This is a genomic window from Skermanella sp. TT6, assembly GCF_016653635.2.
Classification (GTDB): Bacteria; Pseudomonadota; Alphaproteobacteria; order Azospirillales; family Azospirillaceae; genus Skermanella; species Skermanella cutis.
Genome location: NZ_CP067422.1, coordinates 130,001 through 149,130 on the forward strand (window position 1 = coordinate 130,001; position 19,130 = coordinate 149,130).

Here is a 19,130-nt window from a genome sequence, read left to right on the forward strand (position 1 = left end):
TTCGGATGGGTGCCGTGACGGCGTACCTTTTGTATAATGGGTCAGCGACTTAGAGTATGCAGCGAGCTTAAGCCGGTAGGTGGAGGCGCGGCGAAAGCGAGTCTGAACAGGGCGCTTCAGTTGCATGCTCTAGACCCGAAACCTGATGATCTAGCCATGGGCAGGTTGAAGGTGCGGTAACACGCACTGGAGGACCGAACTCACGCCTGTTGAAAAAGTCGGAGATGACCTGTGGCTAGGGGTGAAAGGCCAATCAAATCAGGAAATAGCTGGTTCTCCGCGAAAGCTATTTAGGTAGCGCGTCGGATGGTTGCCCACGGGGGTAGAGCACTGGATGGGCTAGGGGGCCTCACCGCTTACCAAACCTAACCAAACTCCGAATACCGTGGAGCACAGTCCGGCAGACAGACGGTCGGTGCTAAGGTCGATCGTCAAGAGGGAAACAGCCCAGACCGCCAGCTAAGGTCCCCAAGTGGTGGCTAAGTGGGAAAGGATGTGGGAAGGCCATGACAACCAGGAGGTTGGCTTAGAAGCAGCCATCCTTTAAAGAAAGCGTAATAGCTCACTGGTCTAGACAAGCCGGCCTGCGCCGAAAATGTACCGGGGCTCAAGCCACCCACCGAAGCTGCGGGTGCCGGGATCTTCGATCCCAGCGCGGTAGCGGAGCGTTCCGTAAGCCTGCGAAGGATGTCCGCGAGGCCATCTGGAGGTATCGGAAGTGAGAATGCTGACATGAGTAGCGACAAAGAGTGTGAGAAACACTCTCGCCGGAAGTCCAAGGGTTCCTGCGCACGGTTAATCCGCGCAGGGTGAGCCGGCCCCTAAGGCGAGGCCGAAAGGCGTAGTCGATGGGAACCTGGTTAATATTCCAGGGCCTGGCAGAGGTGACGAATCCCGAAGTGCGTACGGCCTTATCGGATTGGCCGTGCGCTGGAGGGGTTCCTGGAAACAGCCCTGCCATACAGACCGTACCCGAAACCGACACAGGTGGACAGGTAGAGCATACCCAGGCGCTTGAGAGAATGGTGTTGAAGGAACTCGGCAAATTACCCTCGTAACTTCGGGAGAAGAGGGCCCCGTTCCCGCGCAAGCGGGGGCGGGGGGCACAGACCAGGGGGTGGCGACTGTTTACTAAAAACACAGGGCTCTGCGAAGTCTGGCATGACGACGTATAGGGTCTGACGCCTGCCCGGTGCCGGAAGGTTAAAGGGAGGGGTGCAAGCTCCGAACTGAAGCCCCGGTAAACGGCGGCCGTAACTATAACGGTCCTAAGGTAGCGAAATTCCTTGTCGGGTAAGTTCCGACCTGCACGAATGGCGTAACGACTTCCCCGCTGTCTCCAACACCAACTCAGCGAAATTGAATTCTCCGTGAAGATGCGGAGTACCCGCGGTCAGACGGAAAGACCCCGTGCACCTTTACTCCAGCTTTGCAGTGGTGCCAGGGTTCCCATGTGTAGGATAGGTGGGAGGCTATGAACCGCAGGCGCCAGCTTGCGCGGAGCCATCCTTGAAATACCACCCTTGGGATCTCTGGCATCTAACCGCGCTCCCTGAACCGGGAGCCGGGACCCTGCATGGCGGGGAGTTTGACTGGGGCGGTCGCCTCCCAAAGAGTAACGGAGGCGCGCGAAGGTTGGCTCAGAGCGGTCGGAAATCGCTCGACGAGTGCAATGGCATAAGCCAGCCTGACTGCGAGACCGACAAGTCGAGCAGAGACGAAAGTCGGCCATAGTGATCCGGTGGTCCCGCGTGGAAGGGCCATCGCTCAACGGATAAAAGGTACGCCGGGGATAACAGGCTGATCTCCCCCAAGAGTCCACATCGACGGGGAGGTTTGGCACCTCGATGTCGGCTCATCACATCCTGGGGCTGGAGCAGGTCCCAAGGGTTCGGCTGTTCGCCGATTAAAGTGGTACGTGAGCTGGGTTTAGAACGTCGTGAGACAGTTCGGTCCCTATCTGCCGTGGGTGTCGGAGTGCTGAGAGGCGCTGTCCCTAGTACGAGAGGACCGGGATGGACGCACCTCTGGTGTACCGGTTGTGGCGCCAGCCGCATCGCCGGGTAGCTAAGTGCGGACGGGATAACCGCTGAAAGCATCTAAGCGGGAAACCCCCCTCAAAACAAGCACTCCCCTTAGAGCCGGGATAGACCATCCCGTCGATAGGAGGCGTGTGGAAGCGCGGCAACGCGTGAAGCTAAGCCTTACTAATCGCTCGACCGGCTTGATCCCGACCGAGCGCTCCGGACGCCATACGCAGCGGCAAGGCCGCAGGCGGCGGTCCATCGAAACATGCATCACTTCCGTCCAAGGTCACTTGAACTCATCCTCCGCAGCCCGGCGCCCCTGCGCCTGGCCGACCTGGTGGTCATAGCGAGGGGCCCGCACCCGATCCCATCCCGAACTCGGCCGTGAAAACCCTCCGCGCCAATGGTACTGCGTCTCAAGACGTGGGAGAGTAGGTCGCCGCCAGGTCCGCCAGACGCAGACGCGCCGCAAGCCGTTCACGATCGGATCCCACGCCACCAAGGGCGGGAAGCTTCAGGCTTCCCGCCCTTGGTGGTTTTCCATGCCGCCCGGCACCGCGAGCCGCAGGAACTCGGCCCTCAGCCGGGGCGCGTCGAAACTTCCCGGCCGACCGTCCGGACCTTGCCGACACCCTCGGCACCTACCGCGCGCGCGTCGAAGGCTTGGCCGGGTTGCCCACGACCGTGGCGCCCGCCGGAACGTTCCGCGTGACCACGCTGCCGGCGCCGACGACGGCATCGTCGCCGATGGTGACGCCCGGCAGGATGATGGCGCCGCTGCCGATCCAGACGTTCCGGCCGACCCTGATCGGCACGCCGCTCTCGTATCCCTGCCGCCGCAGCTCGGGGTCGCGCGGATGGTCGGCCGTGACGATCTGCACGAACGTGCCGATCTGGCAGTTCTCGCCGATCTCGATGCCGACCACGTCGAGCAGCACGGCCCCGAAATTGATGAAAGTTCCGCGCCCGAGCCGGATATTGTAGCCGTAGTCGCAGTAGAAGGGCGGGCGCACGACGACGTCGTCGCCCTTGTGGCCGAGAAGGTCGGTCAGGATCGCGCCGCGCCGCTCGGTCTCGTCGGCACCGGTGGCATTGTAGGCGCGCATCAGCCGGTCCGCCCGCAGATTGTCGGCCGCAAGCTCCGCTCCGACCGCGCGGTACAACTCCCCCGCAAGCATCTTCTCCTTCTCGCTCCGTCCGTCGGTGCCAGACATGCCATGCTCCTTTCCGCGCGACAGACCGTTGAACGTCCGAGGCGCGGAAAAGGATGCGCGTCCGACGAGGTCTATGGTCTACTCCCGCCGGACAGGCGGCGGCACGCGAAGGGACTGGCAGGGTGGCGGCACGGGACGGCAACAGCACCAACCGAAAGCTCGATCTGGCCGCGCGGGCCGCTTGGCTCTACTACATCCGCGGCCGCACCCAGGACGAGATCGCCGCCGAACTGAACGTGTCGCGCCAGAACGCCCAGCGGCTGGTGGCGCTGGCGACCGCCGAGGGGCTGATCAAGTTCCGCATGGACTATCCGATCACCGAATGCGTCGAGATGGCCGAGCGTCTGCGCGACCGATTCGAGCTGGTGTTCTGCGACATCGTCCCGGGCGAACGGCGGGAGGAGACGTCGCTCGCCGGGATCGCGATCAGCGCCGCCGAACGGATCGAGAGCTACCTGTCGAGCAAGGCTCCCGCCGTGCTGGCGCTCGGCACCGGCCGCACGCTGCGGGCGGCGGTAGCCCAGGTCTCCGCCATGGAAAGGCCGCAGCACAAGATCGTCTCCCTCGTCGGCAACCTGACCCGCGATGGGCGCGCCAGCCCCTACGACGTCGCCATGCGGCTGTGCGACAAGACCGGCGCGCAATGTTACCCCCTGCCGACCCCGGTGGTCGCCGATGATGTCGAGGAACGGAAGCTGCTGCAGTCGCAGCGCTGGTACAAGACGGTCAGCTCGCTGGTCCATCAGGTAAAGGCGTCCTTCATGGGGATCGGCGAGATCTGTTGGGGCTCGCCCCTGCATGTGGACGGCTTCATCACCGACCAGGAACTGGCCGGCCTGGTCAGCGCCCATGCCGTGGGCGAAATGCTGGGCTGGGCCTTCGACCAGAACGGTGATCTGCTGACGACCACCTTCAACGAGCGCCTGACCGCTCCGCCGCTGGTGGTTCCGGCCAAGGCGCCGACCATCATCATGGGAGCGGGCTCCGCCAAGGCCCCCGCGATCCGGGCGGCGCTGCGCGGCCGCCTTGCGAACGGCCTGATCACGGACGAGACGACGGCGGCCCGGATCCTCGCCCTGGATTGAACCGGGCAGACCGCGGCGGCACCCCACAAGCCGGCTCGCCGATGTCGGCTGCCGCCGCGCTTTGACGGCCCTGCGAGACTTGGTCTGAGCAAAAGCCCGGAACTGGTCATCTGTCCAGAATCCCTTTTCCTTCCCCGATTCTTATGACGAAACTTCCAGTGCTCTCCAGGACCCTTGACGGCATTCTCCCGGTATGAGACCTTTGCTCAAAGCCCGGGCAAATGCCCAATCCTTGCAGCAGCGGGCCGTTGCGCCAGGGCGATCATGGGGAGGAGAACAGGATGATCAGCAAGACCCGGTTTCTCGGGCTTCTCGCCGCGACTATGCTCGCGGGAACCACCACCGTCCACGCGCAGACCCGGCTGACGATCGCGACCGTCAACAACGGCGACATGATCGTCATGCAGAAGCTGTCCAGCCGCTTCGAGCAGCAGAACCCCGACATCAAGCTGGATTGGGTGGTGCTGGAGGAGAACGTGCTGCGCCAGCGCGTCACCACCGACATCGCCACCAAGGGCGGCCAGTACGACGTGCTGACCATCGGCACCTACGAGGTGCCGATCTGGGCGAAGCAGGGCTGGCTGAAGAAGTTCGACGACCTGCCCGCCGGCTACGACACCGAGGACGTCCTGAAGCCCGTGCGGGAGGGCCTGTCCCACGAGAATACCCTCTACGCCCTGCCGTTCTACGGCGAAAGCTCGATGACCTACTACCGGACCGACCTGGTCGAGAAGGCCGGCATGACCATGCCGGAGCAGCCGACCTACGACCAGATCAAGGAGATCGCCGCCAAGATCCACGACCCGGCCAACCAGGTCTACGGCATCTGCCTGCGCGGCAAGCCGGGCTGGGGCGAGAACATGGCGCTGATCAGCACCATGGTGAACACCTTCGGCGGCCGCTGGTTCGACACGGACTGGAAGCCCATGATCGACAGCCCCGAATGGACCCAGGCGGTGGGCTTCTATATCGACCTGCTGAAGAATTACGGCCCGCCCGGCGCCAGCAGCAACGGCTTCAACGAAAACCTGGCGATGTTCTCCAACGGGCAGTGCGGCATCTGGATCGACGCCACGGTCGCGGCCGGCATGCTGTTCAATCCGCAGACGTCCAAGGTCTCTGACAAGCTTGGCTTCGCCCAGGCCCCCGTCGCCTCCTGGCCCAAGGGCTCCAACTGGCTGTGGTCGTGGGCGCTCGCCGTCCCGGAGTCCTCCAAGAAGGAGGAGGCCGCGAAGAAGTTCGTCACTTGGGCCACGTCCAAGGAATACATCCAGCTGGTCGGCGAGACGGAAGGCTGGGTCTCCGTGCCGCCGGGCACCCGCACCTCGACCTACGAGACCAAGCAATATGCCGAGGCGGCGCCGTTCGCCCGGTTCGTCCTGACGGCGATCGAGTCCACCGACCCGATCAATACCACCAGGGAGCCGAAGCCCTATGTCGGCGTGCAGTTCGTCGGCATCCCCGAGTTCCAGGCGATCGGCACCCAGACCGGCCAGACCATGGCCGCGGCGCTGACCGGACAGATGAAGCTCGACCAGGCGCTGAAGACGGCCCAGTCGGCCGCCCAGCGCGCCGTCCGCCAAGCCGGCTACGCGAAGTAGGCATCTTCAACGCCCCGCTCCCTCCCAGGTCCCGCGGCCCATGGATCGGCCGCGGGGCAGGGGGACCGTGTCGCAGCACACTGGAAACAGCCCCATGTCAGCCATCACTGCTTCCGGGGACGTCAAGCCGGCCTCGCCGGCGCGTGGATCCAGGCAGAAGGTCAGGACGCTGCCGTTCATCGCGCCGTCAGTGCTCATCCTCCTGGTCTGGATGATCGTGCCCCTGGCGATGACCCTCTATTTCTCGGTCATGCGCTACAACCTGCTGAACCCGGTCGTCGAATTCGCCGGTTTCGACAACTACCAATACCTGCTCGAAGACCCCTCCCTGTGGACCGCGATGTGGAACACGCTGGTCCTGGTCGGCTCGGTCCTGGCGATCACGGTGGTGTCCGGCACGCTGCTGGCTGTCCTGTTCGACCAGGAGTTCCCCGGCCGCGGCGTCGCCCGCCTGTTGGCCATAGCACCCTTCTTCGTGATGCCGACGGTCAGCGCGCTGATCTGGAAGAACCTGCTGATGCACCCGATCAACGGCATCTTCGGGTTCCTGTTCCGGCTGGTCGGGTTGGAGCCGGTGGACTGGTTCGCCCAGTTCCCCATGACCGCCGTCATCATGATCGTGTCCTGGCAGTGGATCCCCTTCGCCCTGCTGATCCTGCTGACCGCGATCCAGTCGCTCGACAACGAGCAGAAGGAGGCGGCGCGCATGGACGGGGCCGGCCCGTTCTCGATGTTCTTCTTCATCATCCTGCCCCACCTGGGGCGCGCCATCTCGGTCGTGGTGATGATCGAGACGATCTTCCTGCTGACCGTCTTCGCCGAGATCTTCGTGACCACCTCCGGCGGTCCCGGCCTCGCCACCACCAACTTGGCTTTCCTGATCTATGTCCGGGCCCTGCTGGAATACGACGTGGGCGGAGCGTCGGCCGGCGGCGTGATCGCCATCGTCCTTGCCAACATCGTGGCCTTCTTCGTGGTGCGGACCATCGCCCGCAACCTGGAAGCCTGAGGAGGAACCGCCATGAACCACTCCGTCAGGTCGCAGGTCCTGGTCACCGTCCTCGGCTGGGGCGCGGCGCTGGTCCTGTTCTTCCCGATCCTCTGGATGCTGCTGACCGGCTTCAAGACCGAGGTCGAGGCCATCGCCACCCCGCCCGCGCTGTTCTTCTCGCCGACGCTGGAGAATTACGAGGCGGTGTTCCAGCGGGCCGACTATCTCAGCTTCGCGCTCAACAGCATCGTCGTCTCCCTCGTGGCGACGGCGCTGGCGATCCTGATCGCGGTGCCGGCCGCCTATGCCATGGCCTTCTTCCCGACCAGGCGGACCCGCGGCACGCTGCTGTGGATGCTGTCCACCAAGATGATGCCGCCGGTCGGCGTGCTGGTGCCGATGTATCTGCTGTTCCGCGACTTCGGCCTGCTCGACACCCTGACCGGCCTGATCATCGTCTACACGCTGATGAACCTGCCGATCGTGATCTGGATGCTCTACACCTTCTTCAAGGAGGTGCCGCACGAGATCCTGGAGGCCGGCCGCATGGACGGCGCCCGCGCCAAGCAGGAGGTGACGCTGCTGCTGCTGCCGCTTGCCCTGCCGGGCATCGCGTCCACCTCGCTGCTGTCGATCATCCTGTGCTGGAACGAGGCCTTCTGGAGCCTCAACCTGAGCGCCCACAACGCCGCCCCGCTGACCGCCTTCATCGCCAGCTTCTCCAGCCCGGAAGGGCTGTTCTGGGCCAAGCTGTCGGCGGCCTCGACGCTCGCGATCGCCCCCATCCTCGTGTTCGGCTGGATGAGCCAGCGCCAGCTCGTGCGCGGCCTGACCTTCGGCGCGGTGAAGTAGATGAGTTTTCAAAAAGGAAACTACCCATGGCAACCGTGACCCTGCGGAACATCCGCAAGAAGTACGGCGAAGTCGAAGTCATCAAGGGCGTGGACCTGGACGTCGCCGACCGCGAGTTCGTCGTCTTCGTCGGGCCGTCCGGCTGCGGCAAGTCCACCCTGCTGCGCATGATCGCCGGGCTGGAGAGCATCACCGACGGCGACCTGACGATCGACGGCGTCCGGGCCAACGACATCGGCCCGGCCGACCGGGGCCTCGCGATGGTGTTCCAGTCCTACGCGCTGTACCCGCACATGACGGTGGCCGACAACATGGCTTTCAGCCTGCGTCTCGCCGGCGTCTCCAAGGAGGAGCGCATGCGGAAGGTGACCGAGGCCGCCAACGTCCTCCATCTGGGCCCGCTGCTGGAGCGGCGGCCGAAGGAGCTGTCGGGCGGCCAGCGCCAGCGCGTCGCGATCGGCCGGGCGATCGTGCGGCAGCCCAAGGTCTTCCTGTTCGACGAGCCGCTGTCCAACCTGGACGCGGCGTTGCGTGTCCAGATGCGCATCGAACTGGCGAAGCTTCACGAGAAGCTGGAGGCCACCATGATCTACGTGACCCACGACCAGATCGAGGCCATGACCATGGCGGACAAGATCGTGGTCCTCCAGGGCGGCGTGGTCGAGCAGGTCGGCAGCCCGCTGGAGCTGTACCACCACCCGCGCAACCTGTTCGTCGCCGGCTTCATCGGGTCGCCCAAGATGAACCTGATGCCCGGGCGGGCGATCGGGCGGGCCGAGGCCGGCATCACCGTCGAGCTGGCGAACGGCATCCCGCTGTCGGTTCCGGTCAAGGCCGACCGCGTGACCCCCGGCGACGAGGTGACCGTCGGCATCCGGCCGGAGCATCTGCGCCTGACCCCCGACGGCGAGATCGCCGGCACGGTGCTGGTGACCGAGCGGCTGGGCGGCCTGACCTTCCTGCACATCCAGGTGCCCGGCGACATGGTCATGATCGTCCAGGCCGACGGGGACGAGGCGGCCTCGATCCATGATCACGTCAAGCTGACCGTCAATCCGCGGGGCTGCCACCTGTTCGGCCGCGACGGCATGGCGGTCGAGCACATGGCCCGCCACCACCTGATCGAACCCGGCGCCGCCGGCCGGCGCTCGGCCTGACCATCCATTCGGGAGACATCTCATGTACCTGCAGAAATACGACCTCGCCGGCCGGACGGCCCTGGTCACCGGCGGAAGCCGCAACATCGGCCTCGCCTGCTCCCAGGCGCTGGCCGAGGCCGGAGCCAGGGTGGTCATCGCCGACATCTCGGAGGAACTGGCCTTCTCCGGCCGGGACCAGCTCGTCAAGGCCGGCCACGAGGCGGAGGCGGTCGTGCTCGACGTCACCAACCCGACCCAGGTGACTTCCGTGGTGGACGGCGTCGCACAGGCCCATGGCGGGCTCGACATCCTGGTCTGCAACGCCGGCATCGCCCGGAGCGACGTCCCGGCGGAGGAGGTCACCGACGAGCACTGGCTGAACGTCATCGACGTCAACCTGAACGGCGTGTTCTGGAGCTGCCGCGCCGCCGGCCGCCACATGCTGGCGAAGGGCAGGGGGGCCATCGTCAATGTCGGCTCCATGTCCGGCTTCATCGTCAACAAGCCGCAGCCCCAGTCCTACTACAACGCCTCCAAGGCCGGCGTGCATCACCTGACCAGGTCGCTGGCGGCGGAGTGGGGGCAGCGCGGCGTCCGGGTGAACGCCGTGGCGCCGACCTACATCGAGACCTCGCTGACCAAGTTCGGCATGGAGGACGAGCGCATGTACCCGGTATGGCTGGAGAACACGCCCATGCGCCGGGTCGGCCAGCCGGACGAGATCGCTTCCGTCGTCCTGTTCCTGGCGTCCGACGCCTCCAGCCTGATGACCGGCAGCATCGTGCTGGCCGACGGCGGCTATACCTGCTGGTAAGATGACATGATGATCAGCTTGGGCGACCTGCGCCGCATCGGAACCACGGACGTCGCGGTCAGCCCGCTCGGCTTCGGCGGCAACGTGTTGGGCAACCTGTACGACACGGTGGAGGAGGGCGCGGCGCTCGACACCGTGGCGGCGGCCTACGAGAGCGGCGTCCGCCTGTTCGACACGGCGCCGCTCTACGGCCACGGCCTCAGCGAGCACCGGATCGGCACCGCCCTGCGGCGTTACCCGCGCGACGGGTTCGTGCTGTCGTCCAAGGTCGGGCGGTTGCTGAAGCCCCACGGCAAGGTGCCGCCGCCGAGGCTCGACCCGTCCCAGGGCGGCATCTTCACCGGCGAGCTGCCGTTCCAGCCGGTGTTCGACTATAGCTATGACGGCACGATCCGCTCGGTCGAGGACAGCCTCCAGCGCCTGGGCATGAACCGGATCGACATGGTGCTGATCCACGACGCCGACATGTGGACCCACGGCGACAGCTATGAGGCCCGGCTGGAGGAGGTCCGCACCGGCGCCCTGCCGGCCCTCCGGCGCCTGAAGGAGGACGGCGTGATCCGCGCCTTCGGCGCCGGCGTCAACCAGGCGGAGGCGTGCGAGCGGCTGATGGATATCGGCCGGTTCGACTGTTTCCTCCTGGCCGGGCGCTACACCCTGCTGGAGCAGGGCGGGCTGGACCGGTTCCTGCCGCGCTGCGCGGCCGAGCAGGTCTCGATCATCCTGGGCGCCCCCTTCAACTCCGGCATCCTGGCGACCGGGGCGACCGGGGATGCCCGCTACAACTACCTGCCGGCCCCGCCGGAGGTGAAGCGGCGGGTGGCCGCGATCGAGGAGGTCTGCCGCCGCCATGGGGTCAGCCTGCCGGCGGCGGCCCTCCAGTTCCCGCTGTTCCATCCGGCGGTGACGACCGTCATCCCCGGCTCGAAGTCCCGGGCGGAGGCGGAGCGCAACGTCGCCCTGATGACCGAGGCGATCCCGCCGGAATTCTGGCGCGAGCTGAGGACGTCGGACCTGATCCGGTCCGACGCCCCGATACCATGACGGGGAAGGAAATGCCGGGGAGCGGCCTAGTCATCTTCGACTGCGACGGGGTGCTGGTGGACAGCGAGCCGATCAGCATCCGCTGCACGGCGGCGGCGCTGAACCGCTTCGGCTACCCGATCGACGAGGACGGCGTGTTCGACCGCTTCCTCGGCGCCAGCACCGCCTCCATGGTCGCGACCGTGGAGGCGAGCCTCGGCCGCCCGCTGGCGCCCGAAGCCCTGGACGACCTCCGGCGGGAGATCCTGGCGGCCTTCGACCGCGATCTCACCGCGATTCCCGGCGTCGCCGAGGCGGCGGCCCGCCTGGAGCGGCCCTTCTGCGTCGCCTCCAGCAGCATCCCGGAGCGCATCCGCCACTCGCTGCGGCTGACCGGCCTGCTGCCGCTGTTCGAGCCCGCGATCTTCAGCGCCACCATGGTCGTCCACGGCAAGCCGGCGCCCGACCTGTTCCTGCTCGCCGCCAAGCGGATGGGCGCGGACCCCGCCCGCTGCGTCGTGGTCGAGGACAGCATCCACGGCGTGCGCGCGGGGCAGGCGGCCGGCATGGCCGTGCTGGGCTTCACCGGGGGCGGACACATCGCGGGCGACCCGGCCCGGCGGGAGCGGCACGCCTGGCGGCTGAAGCAGGCGGGCGCCGCGCTGGTGTTCGACCGCATGGAGGAGCTGCCCGGCCTTGTCCGCGAGGTGTCGGGTTAGGGCTGTGCCCGATCCGGTCGATCCGCCCGGGACAGCCGATCCGATGCGTTGCGCCATGGGCGCAACCTACGAGCGTCGGCTCGAATCATCGCCGCCCTGCATCGAACCGTAGGTTGCGCCCATGGCGCAACACGGTGCTCTAGCCCGGCCACAGCCGGGCGGCGCCCCGGACGCCGCTGGAGTCGCCGTGCGCCGCCCGGAGCACCGGCGTCCGGCACTCGCCGCCGAAGGTGTGGCGGGCGAGCAGGTCCGGAACGGTCCGGTAGAGGCGGGCGATGTTGGACAGGCCGCCGCCCAGCACGATCACGTCGGGGTCCATCAGGGTGACGACCTGCCCCAGCGCGCGGGCCAGCCGGTCCTCGTAGGCCCGGAGCACCGCGTCGGCGACCCGGTCGCCCGCGTCCGCCAGCGTCGCGACCTCCGCAGCGGGCCGGAAGACGCCCGATGCGTCGCGGTAGTCGGCCTCGAAGCGCGGCCCGGCCAGGAACGTCTCGACGCAGCCGGCCTGGCCGCAGAAGCAGGGCTCCCGGTCCAGCTCGGCGCCCCGGCGCCGGGGCAGGACGGCGTGCCCCCATTCCCCGGCCACCCTGTTGCCGCCTTCGTGGACCTTGCCGCCGAACGCGAACCCACCGCCGCAGCCGGTGCCGAGCACGGCGGCGAACACGACGGCCGCCCCGGCGGCGGCACCGTCGAAAGCCTCCGACGCCGCCAGACAGTTGGCATCGTTGGCGCAGCGGACCGGCCGGCCGAGCGCCGCCTCCAGGTCGTCGCGGAACGGCTGCCCGGTCATCCAGACGGAATTGGTTCCCTTGATCCTGCCGGTGGCCGGGCTGATCGATCCCGGCATGCCGACCCCGACGCTGCCCCGCCGCCCGGCCTCCCGCTCGACCGCCCGGACGATCCCGGCGACCGCTTCCACCGTGGCCGGATAATCCCCCCGCGGCGTCGGCACCCGCAGGCGCACCCCGGTGACGCCGTCGGGACCGAGGGCGATCGCCTCGATCTTCGTGCCGCCGACATCCACGCCGATCCGCATTCCGCCCACCAGGAACCCCGTCTCCTGCCCGCCGGGAACAATACGGAAAGCACGGTCCGGACGCCAGCGCGGCCTGGAAGCGCTTGGGTATGAAGTCGCGCGGGGCACTCAGGCGGTCGGTCCGGTCGGGTCAAGCCTTCACTGCGACGCCCCCGGTATGCCTGATTGACAACCGCGCCGGCGGAGGCGATGACAGCGCTCCATCCAGCGCCCGCCGGAAACCATGCCGATCCGCCCCGAAGACCGCTTCTACTATCCCATCGACTGGCACCAGCTGTCCCTGTCCATCCGGTTCAAGCGCGCCGGCGGGCGTTGCGAGAAGTGCGGCCGGCGGCATCTGGCGCGGATCCGGGTCCTGCCCGACGGCCGCTGGATGGACTGCGCCGTGGGCGACACCTGGCGCGACCGGCACGGCCACCAGTGCCCGTGGCCGGACATCGTCGAGATCGCCGGGTCCAAGCTCAGCCGGGTCGTCCTGTCCTGCTGCCACAAGGACTGGAATCCGGAGAACAACCATCCCTCCAACCTCGCGGCCTGGTGCCAGTGGTGCCACCTGGACTCGGACAGGCCGTGGCATCGCCGGCAGTTCGCCCTTACCATCAAGATGAGGCGCTCGCTGGGCGACCTGTTCCAGGGCATCTACCGGCGCTGGTGAAGCGGCCGGCGCCGAACCGTCACGAAAGAGCCTTCCAGCATCATGGACCTGCAAGCCCTCCTGTCCGGCATGGTCGCCGTCATAGCACCGGTGCTGGCGGTGGCGGCGCTCGGGTTCGGATGGGCACGCGCCAAGCTGCCCTACGACAGCGCGTTCATCACGACCTTCGCCATCAACGTCTCGACGCCTTCCCTGGTCTTCTCGGCGCTGACCCGGCTGCCGCTGGGAGGCGACCAGGTCTGGACCATGACCGTCGCGGCGGTCGCCTGCATGGCGCTGCCCGGACTGGTCGCCCTGCCGATGCTGCTGGCGGCCCGGATCCCCTGGCGCGTCTATGTCCCGGCGCTCAGCTTCCCCAACAGCGGCAACCTGGGCCTGCCGATCTGCCTGTTCGCGTTCGGGGAACAGGGGCTGAGCCTGGGCGTCATGTTCTTCGCCGCCATGGCGATCTGCCAGTTCACCCTCGGCCCGGCCCTGGCCTCCGGGCGGATCAACCTGAAGCAGTTGGCGACGACGCCGGTGCTCTACGGCGTCGCCCTGGCGCTGACGTTCCAGCTGACGGAGACGGCGGTCCCCCTATGGATCGCCAACACGACCGGCCTGCTCGGCGACTGCGCCGTGCCGCTGATGCTGTTCTCGCTCGGCGTGGCGCTGGCGCGGCTGAGGTTCGGCGGAACCGCCCGCGCCCTCGTGCTCTCCGCGCTACGCATCCTGCTGGGGGCCGCGGCCGGCTTCGGCGTGTCCTGGGCGATGGAGCTGGAAGGCATGATGCGGGGCGTGGTCGTCCTGCAGAGTTCCATGCCCGTGGCGGTGTTCAACTATCTCTGGGCGCTGCGCTACGACAACTCGCCGGAGGAGGTCGCGGCCATGGTGCTGGGCTCGACCGTCCTGGCGTTCCTGGCATTGCCGCTCCTTCTGCTGGCCGTCCTGTGAGGACGCCGGGGCTTCGGGTCAGTAGTGTACCGATAGACACTGAAATTTGGACTAATGCGTCCGGCTCATGGCGGGCGACAATAGATTATGACAAGATCAAGTTCGGACGGTTGTAGACGGCCGCCCGAAACTATCGGGATGCACCGATGCGGTGACATTACCCTGCAAATGAACGCTGGCCGAATACACTGCGGGCTAGACGAACGGGAGGAAACACATGTTTTGGCGAAAAAGCAACGATAAGACTACCGCAAGCAACGCTCCCACCAACACCGTCAGCTACAGCTCGGTGAAGATCCACCCCTCCGTCGACAACGGCGTGATAGCCGGGGCCCCCAACTTCGCCGGGGGAACGCTGCATTGCAAATGCGCGCAGAACCGGGTCGAGGTCCAGATCAAGGGCAATTCGGCGCACAACCATGTCTGCGGCTGCACCAAGTGCTGGAAGCCGGCCGGCGCGCTGTTCTCCATGGTGGCCGTGGTGCCGCGCGACAACCTGAAGGTCACGGCGAATGCCGACAAGCTCCAGGTCGTGGACTCTTCGGCCGCGATCCAGCGCCATGCCTGCAAGGAATGCGGCGTCCACATGTACGGGCGGATCGAGAACACCGCCCATCCCTTCTACGGCTTGGACTTCATCCATACGGAGCTGTCCGACCAGAGGGGCTGGAGCGCGCCGGAGTTCGCGGCCTTCGTCTCCTCCATCATCGAGTCCGGCGCCAAGCCGGAACAGATGGCCGGCGTCCGGGGCCGGCTCCGCGAGCTGAAGCTGGAGCCCTATGACTGCCTGTCGCCGCCCCTGATGGACCTGATCGCGACCCACACCGCCAAGAGCAAGGGCGTCCTGGCCGCCTGAAAATATGCCCGACGGGCGGGGCCGGGACGGCGGCACATGGCACCAGCCGCCCCGGCCCCCTGGGTCCTCAGGAAGCGGTCAGCACGACCTTGACGCTCCGGGAGCGGTCGAGCGCCAGGAGGAAGGCTTCCGGCGCGTCGGCCAGCGGCCGCTCCGCCGTCACCAGCTTCATCACGTCGACGCCGCCCGACACGATCAGCGAGACCGCCCGCGCATATTCCGCGCCGAACCGGAACGATCCCTTCAGGTCCAGCTCCTTCGACATGACGGCGTTGGCCGGGACCGGCAGCATGCCGCCGGCGAGGTTGCCGATCTGGACCACCGTGCCGCCCCGCCGCACGCCGGCGATCGCGGAGGCGAGGCCCGCAGGGGTTCCCGACACCTCGAAGGCGACGTCGAAGGAACGCCGCGCCGACAGGTCGCGCAGGCCCTCGTCGCCGCCGGAGACATCGACCACGTGGTCGGCGCCGAGCCGTTCGGCGAAGGCGAGGGGGGCCGCGGCGATGTCGACCACCGCGACCTCCGAGGCGCCCGCCAGCTTGGCGCACAGCATGGTCAGCAGGCCGATCGGGCCGGCGCCGAACAGGATCGCCCGGCGGCCGTCCATCTCCCCCGCGCGGGCGACCGCGTGCAGGCAGACGGCCAGCGGCTCCGCCAGGGCCGCCGCGGCGAAGGACAGCTCCTTCGGGACCTTGACGCACTGGGCGGCGGTCGCGTCGAACAGGCTGGCGAAACCGCCCTGCATGTGCGGCGTCTTGGACGCCGAGCCCATGAAGTAGATGTTCTCGCACAGGTTCTCGCGGCCTTCCCGGCAGCGCACGCAGGTGCCGCACCAGCGCGACGGGTTGACCGCGACATGGTCGCCCGCGGCCAAGCCGGTCACGCCGGAGCCGATCTCGACGATCTCGCCCGCGACCTCATGCCCCAGCACCAGGGGGGAGGTCACGACGAAGTCGCCGGTCCGCGCGTGGCGGTAATAATGCATGTCGGACCCGCAGATCCCGCCCGCGCCGAACCGGACGCGGACCATTCCGGGGTCGAGCAGGCCGAGCGGACGCTCGACCATGCGCAGGTCCTCGGGGCCGTAGAGGGTTGCCGCGAAAGCGGATGCGGTCATCGGATCAGTCCCATCGTCTGGGGAAGCCACAGGGTGATGAAGGGCAGGAAGGTGATCATCAGCAGTGCGATGAACAGCGGCACCAGCCAGGGCAGGATGGCCATGGTGGTCCGCTCGACCGACAGCTTGGCGACGCGCGACAGCACGAACAGCACCATGCCCAGCGGCGGGTGGAGCAGTCCGACCATCAGGTTCAGCGTCATGATCACGCCGAAATGGACCGGGTCGATCTCGAACTTCAGGACGATCGGCAGCAGGATCGGCACCAGGATGGTGATCGCGGCGATGGTGTCCAGGAAGCAGCCGACGATCAGCACCAGGATGTTGACCAGGATCAGGAAGACCCACTTGTTGTCGGTTATGCTCAGGATCAGGTCGGACAGGCCCTGGGCCGCCTCGCCCACGGTCAGCAGCCAGGCGAAGATGGAGGCGGCCGTCACGATGAACAGGACGGACGCCGTCGTCTCGATCGTGTCGAAGCCGGCCTTAGCCAGGGTGCGGAACGTCATGGTCCGGTAGCGCACCAGGCCCAGGAACAGCGACCAGATCACCGCGGCGACAGCCGCCTCGGTCGGGGTGAACCAGCCCATGGTCATGCCGCCGATCAGGATGATCGGAGTCATCAGCGCCATGACGGCCGACCAGTCGAAATACCAGTCCAGCGCGATCAGGACCGCGAAGGAGATGATCAGCGCCACGTTGACCGACAGCCCGGCCCAGATCAGTCCGTAGACCACCATCGGGAAGGTCAGGACGATGATCACCTCGAGCCCGGCCTCCGCCAGCCGGTTCCACTCGAACCCGGTGTCGGATCCCCAGCCGCGCTTGTGCGCGATCAGCGCCACGGTGACCATCATCAGCAGCGTCATGACGACGCCCGGGATGATGCCGGCCAGGAACAGGGCGCCGATCGAGACGTTGGCCATCATGCCGTAGATCACGAAGGGCAGGGACGGCGGGAAGATCGGCCCGAGCGTCGCCGAGGCCGCCGTGACGCCGACCGCGGCCTCCACGGGGTAGCCGTGGTCCTTCATGGCCTTGATCTCGATGGTGCCGATACCGGCGGCGTCGGCCAGCGCGGTGCCCGACATACCGGAGAAGATCACCGAGCCGATGATGTTGACCTGGGCCAGGCCGCCCTTCATCCATCCGACCAGGGCGACCGCGAAGCTGTAGATTCGGCCGGTCACGCCGGCGATGTTCATCAGGTTGCCGGCCAGGATGAAGAAGGGGACCGCGAGCAGCGGGAAGCTCTCCACGCCGGCGATCATGCGCTGGGCGACGATCACGTCGGGCGCCACGTCGTAGACCACGAGATAGAGCAGGGACGCCACCGCCATGGAGACGGCGACGGGGATGCCCACGACCATGAGGACGAGGAAGGAGACGATCAGCAGGGTCATGGCCTCAATCCCCCGTGGGCGGCATGAATGCGTCGGGACGTTCCAGCACCGAATAGCCCCGGCGCAGGTTCTCGACCATCACCTGCACGGCGCGCAGGCACATCAGGGCGAAGCCGACCATGACGGTGTGGAAGACGATGGATTTCGGCAGGTCGATCATGGTCATGCGCTCCTCGCTGATCAGGGAGGAGTATTTCCAGACCAGATAGGCGCCATAGCCGAAGAAGGCGATCCGGACGACGTCGACGAACAGCGACAGCACGCGCGCCGGCCCCGGCGGGATATAGTGGTAGAGCACGTCCACCTGGATGTGCCGCGACTGCCGCACGCACATGATGGACCCGAAGAAGACGACGCCGACCAGGAAATTGATCGCGACCTCCTCGGTCCAGGCGAGGCTGTCGTTGAGGACGTAGCGGGTGAAGAACTGGATGAAGACCGCGACCGCCATGGCCCAGAACATGGCCTGGGTGATCCAGTCCTCGACCGAGTAGCTGGACAGATCGACCGCCTCCACCTCCTCCTCGAAGGCGTGGGCGATCTCGTCGGCGGTGGCGGCGACGTCGGATGGAGGATGCTGCGACACGTCCGGATGACCTTTCGGAACTCGACCTCTCGGAATACGAGGGCGGCACCGGCGCCGCCGGTGCCGCTTTGCCTTACTGGACGGCGCCTTACTGGACGGCCTGGATGCGGTCGTAGTCTTCCTGGCGGTACTTGAACTCCTCCAGCGGGACCTTGGCGCGCACGACCTTCTCGAAGGCGGCCTTGTCCACCTCCTCGACGGTCAGGCCGCGATCCTTGAAGGTCTGCACCAGGGACGCCTCGCGCTCCTGCACGATCCGGGTCGCGCGTGCCGCCGCTTCCTGGGTGACTTCGGTGAAGATCTTCTTGTCCTCGTCCGACAGCTTGGCCCAGCGGCGGCCGGCGATGGTCGTGTTGACGTGGTCGGTGATGTGGCCGGTCAGGATGATGTGCTTCTGAACCTCGAAGAACTTCTTCGCCTCGATGGTGGTCAGCGGGTTCTCCTGGGCGTCCACGGTGCCGTTCTGGAGCGCCAGGTAGACTTCGGCGAAGGCGATCGGCGCCGTGTTGGCGCCGCAGGCGCGCGGCATCGCCAGGTATGCCGGCACGTCGGGCACGCGGATCTTCAGGCCCTGCATGTCCTCGCAGCTCTTGATCGGCTTGTTTGCGGTGGTGTGGCGGGTGCCGTAATAGGTCACGGCCAGGATATGGTGGCCGGAAGCCTTCTCGTAGCCCGCCGCCAGGTCCTTGAACACGTCGCTCTTGGTATAGGCGATCAGGTGCTCCGGACCGCGGAAGACGTAGGGATAATAGGTGACGCCGATCGGCGGATAGGCCCGTGCCGCGAAGCTGGAGCCGGAAACGATCATGTCGACGCTTCCCAGGGTCAGCCCCTGGTTGAGATCGTTCTCCTTGCCGAGCTGCGAGGCCGGGAACACGGTGATCTTGTAACGGCCCTCGGTGCGCTTCTCGATCTCCTGGGCCGCCCAGACCGACTCCGTGTGGAACGGCTCGGAGGTCTCGTAGGCGTGGCCCCATTTCAGGTTGGTCTGGGCCTGGGCCGGCGCCGTGACGGCGAGCGCCATGACCGCCGCGAAGGCGGCGGCGTATGTCTTGAACATCTTCTCTTTTCCTCCCCTG

At 66.8% G+C, this 19,130-nt stretch carries 17 protein-coding genes and 2 rRNA genes (1 of these 19 cut by a window edge); 13 read left to right on the top strand and 6 right to left on the bottom strand.

Translation table 11 applies throughout. The features are described 5' to 3' along the window. Nucleotides 1-2,232 (top strand): 23S ribosomal RNA (locus IGS68_RS32075) (it extends 534 nt beyond the left edge of the window). A gap of 128 nt (nt 2,233-2,360) precedes the next feature. Continuing rightward, nucleotides 2,361-2,475: ribosomal RNA gene (gene rrf, locus IGS68_RS32080) — 5S ribosomal RNA — on the top strand. A gap of 193 nt (nt 2,476-2,668) precedes the next feature. On the opposite strand, the gene IGS68_RS32085 is transcribed toward rrf, so the two are convergent. Next, complete coding sequence (locus IGS68_RS32085) at nt 2,669-3,241, bottom strand: sugar O-acetyltransferase (RefSeq protein ID WP_201083389.1); 573 nt, start codon at nt 3,239-3,241, stop codon at nt 2,669-2,671. 122 nt (nt 3,242-3,363) lie between these two features. Between IGS68_RS32085 and IGS68_RS32090 the strand changes: the two genes are divergently transcribed. The 8 genes from IGS68_RS32090 (at nt 3,364) to IGS68_RS32125 (ending at nt 11,465) form a co-directional block, all read left to right on the top strand. After that, complete coding sequence (locus IGS68_RS32090) at nt 3,364-4,326, top strand: sugar-binding transcriptional regulator (RefSeq protein ID WP_247881508.1); 963 nt, start codon at nt 3,364-3,366, stop codon at nt 4,324-4,326. A 281-nt stretch (nt 4,327-4,607) separates the two neighbouring features. Next, nucleotides 4,608-5,927, top strand: coding sequence for an ABC transporter substrate-binding protein (locus IGS68_RS32095; RefSeq protein WP_201083391.1), 1,320 nt, complete (start codon nt 4,608-4,610; stop codon nt 5,925-5,927). A 94-nt stretch (nt 5,928-6,021) separates the two neighbouring features. Continuing rightward, complete coding sequence (locus IGS68_RS32100) at nt 6,022-6,936, top strand: carbohydrate ABC transporter permease (RefSeq protein WP_201083392.1); 915 nt, start codon at nt 6,022-6,024, stop codon at nt 6,934-6,936. A 12-nt stretch (nt 6,937-6,948) separates the two neighbouring features. Beyond that, entirely contained in the window at nt 6,949-7,770 is an 822-nt protein-coding gene (locus IGS68_RS32105; protein WP_201083394.1) for a carbohydrate ABC transporter permease, read from the top strand. 26 nt (nt 7,771-7,796) lie between these two features. After that, on the top strand, nt 7,797-8,927 hold the full coding sequence (locus IGS68_RS32110) for an ABC transporter ATP-binding protein (RefSeq protein WP_201083396.1): 1,131 nt from the start codon (nt 7,797-7,799) through the stop codon (nt 8,925-8,927). Nucleotides 8,928-8,949: 22 nt separating this feature from the next. Then, on the top strand, nt 8,950-9,723 hold the full coding sequence (locus IGS68_RS32115) for an SDR family NAD(P)-dependent oxidoreductase (RefSeq protein ID WP_201083397.1): 774 nt from the start codon (nt 8,950-8,952) through the stop codon (nt 9,721-9,723). Between the two features lie 6 nt (nt 9,724-9,729). Beyond that, the gene (locus tag IGS68_RS32120) at nt 9,730-10,767 is read left to right on the top strand and encodes an aldo/keto reductase (RefSeq protein ID WP_371822004.1); all 1,038 of its coding nucleotides are present in this window, start codon (nt 9,730-9,732) and stop codon (nt 10,765-10,767) included. Further along, nucleotides 10,764-11,465 carry an HAD family hydrolase gene (locus IGS68_RS32125; protein ID WP_247881509.1) on the top strand — a complete coding sequence of 234 codons (702 nt, stop codon included), beginning with the start codon at nt 10,764-10,766 and terminating at the stop codon, nt 11,463-11,465. The genes IGS68_RS32120 and IGS68_RS32125 overlap by 4 nt, the downstream gene beginning before the upstream one ends. Nucleotides 11,466-11,604: 139 nt before the next feature. Here IGS68_RS32125 and IGS68_RS32130 read toward each other — a convergent pair whose 3' ends face one another. After that, a complete protein-coding gene (locus IGS68_RS32130; RefSeq protein ID WP_201083547.1) occupies nt 11,605-12,501 on the bottom strand; it encodes an ROK family protein in 897 nt (298 codons plus the stop codon). Between the two features lie 223 nt (nt 12,502-12,724). On the opposite strand from IGS68_RS32130, the gene IGS68_RS32135 reads away from it, so the two are divergent. From IGS68_RS32135 to gfa, 3 genes are all read left to right on the top strand, one after another. Next, nucleotides 12,725-13,156 carry a hypothetical protein gene (locus IGS68_RS32135; protein ID WP_201083398.1) on the top strand — a complete coding sequence of 144 codons (432 nt, stop codon included), beginning with the start codon at nt 12,725-12,727 and terminating at the stop codon, nt 13,154-13,156. Between the two features lie 42 nt (nt 13,157-13,198). Then, nucleotides 13,199-14,089 (top strand): AEC family transporter, encoded by an 891-nt coding sequence (locus tag IGS68_RS32140; protein ID WP_201083399.1) that lies wholly within the window; start codon nt 13,199-13,201, stop codon nt 14,087-14,089. Nucleotides 14,090-14,306: 217 nt separating this feature from the next. After that, the gene (gene gfa, locus IGS68_RS32145; protein ID WP_201083400.1) at nt 14,307-14,945 is read left to right on the top strand and encodes an S-(hydroxymethyl)glutathione synthase; all 639 of its coding nucleotides are present in this window, start codon (nt 14,307-14,309) and stop codon (nt 14,943-14,945) included. Between the two features lie 67 nt (nt 14,946-15,012). On the opposite strand, the gene IGS68_RS32150 is transcribed toward gfa, so the two are convergent. The 4 genes from IGS68_RS32150 to IGS68_RS32165 all read right to left on the bottom strand — a co-directional run bounded on the left by IGS68_RS32150 (nt 15,013) and on the right by IGS68_RS32165 (nt 19,111). Further along, nucleotides 15,013-16,062 (bottom strand): L-idonate 5-dehydrogenase, encoded by a 1,050-nt coding sequence (locus IGS68_RS32150; RefSeq protein ID WP_201083401.1) that lies wholly within the window; start codon nt 16,060-16,062, stop codon nt 15,013-15,015. Further along, a complete protein-coding gene (locus IGS68_RS32155; protein ID WP_201083403.1) occupies nt 16,059-17,465 on the bottom strand; it encodes a TRAP transporter large permease in 1,407 nt (468 codons plus the stop codon). Before IGS68_RS32155 ends, IGS68_RS32150 begins: the two co-directional genes overlap by 4 nt. A 4-nt stretch (nt 17,466-17,469) precedes the next feature. After that, the gene (locus IGS68_RS32160) at nt 17,470-18,051 is read right to left on the bottom strand and encodes a TRAP transporter small permease (protein ID WP_247881510.1); all 582 of its coding nucleotides are present in this window, start codon (nt 18,049-18,051) and stop codon (nt 17,470-17,472) included. Between the two features lie 88 nt (nt 18,052-18,139). Then, nucleotides 18,140-19,111 carry a sialic acid TRAP transporter substrate-binding protein SiaP gene (locus IGS68_RS32165; RefSeq protein WP_201083405.1) on the bottom strand — a complete coding sequence of 324 codons (972 nt, stop codon included), beginning with the start codon at nt 19,109-19,111 and terminating at the stop codon, nt 18,140-18,142. Nucleotides 19,112-19,130 lie beyond the last annotated feature (19 nt).